This is a genomic window from Sphingomonas sp. (assembly GCF_019749955.1).
Classification (GTDB): Bacteria; Pseudomonadota; Alphaproteobacteria; order Sphingomonadales; family Sphingomonadaceae; genus Sphingomonas.
The window spans coordinates 1-1,538 of the sequence record NZ_JAIEPC010000089.1 but is presented as its reverse complement, the minus strand read 5'-3'; the positions used below and the strand labels follow the sequence as shown (position 1 = coordinate 1,538).

Genomic DNA, 1,538 nt, shown 5'->3' with positions numbered 1-1,538 from the left:
ACATCGCGGAAATATTCGGCGATCGTCAGGCCCGAGAGCGCGACGCGCGCGCGCGCGCCCGGCGGCTCGTTCATCTGGCCATAAACCAGCGCGACCTTTGAACCCTCGGAGATCGCCTCACCGGCCTCGTTCTTGGCGATAACGCCTGCGTCGAGGAATTCGTGATAGAGATCATTGCCCTCACGCGTGCGCTCGCCGACGCCAGCGAACACCGACGTGCCGCCATGGCCCTTGGCGATGTTGTTGATCAGCTCCTGAATCAGCACCGTCTTGCCGACGCCGGCCCCGCCGAACAGGCCGATCTTGCCGCCCTTGGCATAAGGCGCGAGCAAGTCGATCACCTTGATGCCGGTGACGAGAATGGCGCTTTCGGTCGACTGGTCGACGAACAGCGGCGCGGGGGCGTGTATGGGGGCAGTGTCGGCGTGGCCGACCGGGCCGCGCTCGTCGATCGGCTCGCCGATGACGTTCAGGATGCGCCCGAGCGTCTTGGGGCCAACCGGCACGCGGATCTGCGAGCCGGTGTCGGTGACGGTCTGGCCGCGCGTCAGGCCCTCGGTCGCGTCCATCGCGATCGTGCGGACGGTGTTTTCGCCGAGATGCTGCGCGACTTCGAGGACAAGGCGGTTGCCGTTGTTGTCGGTTTCGAGCGCGTTCAAAATCGCGGGCAGTTGGTCCTGCTCAAAGGTCACGTCGACGACTGCGCCGATGACCTGGCTGATGCGGCCTACATTGTTGGTGGTCGCAACGGGTGCGATCGTGTCGGGGGCGGTTGCCATCGTTCGTTCCTTGCCTTCGTGCTTCGCTTAGAGCGCCTCGGCGCCCGAAATAATTTCTGTCGGTGCAGTGTTGATTGCGACTTGGCGGTTACTCACCGCAGCACCCACATGCCATGCGCCTTGATGCCGTCGTACATCGTGTCGGGCGCCATGTCGGGTTGCTCGTTCGGCCAGCTAACGGCGCCATGTGGTGCCGTGACCTGGACGAAATAATCGGGATCGGCGAGTTTGGCGAAATGACCGCGCAAGAATGACGGCTCGAAACGCACGCAGCCCTTCAAGCCATCCTCAAACTCGACAGCCAGAGTCAGCGGCCCGATCGCTTCCACCTTGACGACATCCCAGATGGGGCCGCCGACGGTGACGATTTCGTCATCATCTACCTGGGGCGGGAGCTGATCCAGACCTGCATCAACAAATCGCCATTGAATCTCATCCACTGCCGCACCTTGCGCATCGAACGTTTGTCCAGACTGCCCTGTAGCAGTTCCCCCGTCGAGATGTCGAACTTCGCGCGCATCCCGCCCGCCTTCACATGGAAGTGCGGCGGCGGATGATCGTCGGTGTAGATCTCGATCCTGATCCCGTCGATGATGATGACCGTCGGCATTCACTAGAGTGCCTCCGCGCCCGAAATAATTTCCACCAGCTCGGTCGTGATCGCGGCCTGACGGGTGCGGTTGTACTGGATCGTCAGGCGGTTGATCGTGTCGCCGGCGTTGCGCGTTGCATTGTCCATCGCGTTCATCTGCGCGCCAT

The 1,538-nt window shown here is 62.5% G+C and carries 3 protein-coding genes and 1 pseudogene; all 4 read right to left on the bottom strand.

What is annotated here, in order from left to right; all coding sequences use genetic code 11:
• Positions 1-758, bottom strand: a pseudogene (locus tag K2W81_RS14330) (F0F1 ATP synthase subunit beta); the annotation flags it as partial.
• Positions 759-871: 113 nt separating this feature from the next.
• The gene (locus K2W81_RS14325) at positions 872-1,219 is read right to left on the bottom strand and encodes a DUF2442 domain-containing protein (RefSeq protein ID WP_294105499.1); all 348 of its coding nucleotides are present in this window, start codon (positions 1,217-1,219) and stop codon (positions 872-874) included.
• Positions 1,159-1,389, bottom strand: coding sequence for a DUF4160 domain-containing protein (locus K2W81_RS14320; RefSeq protein ID WP_294105497.1), 231 nt, complete (start codon positions 1,387-1,389; stop codon positions 1,159-1,161). The genes K2W81_RS14325 and K2W81_RS14320 overlap by 61 nt, the downstream gene beginning before the upstream one ends.
• A gap of 3 nt (positions 1,390-1,392) precedes the next feature.
• The coding region (locus K2W81_RS14315; RefSeq protein ID WP_294105501.1) for a FoF1 ATP synthase subunit gamma at positions 1,393-1,538 on the bottom strand (146 nt) is incomplete at its 5' end.

Coding starts and splice junctions, on each gene's coding strand:
- K2W81_RS14320 (WP_294105497.1), bottom strand. CDS start 1,389: ATGCCGACGGTCATCATCATCGACGGGATCAGGATCGAGATCTACACC.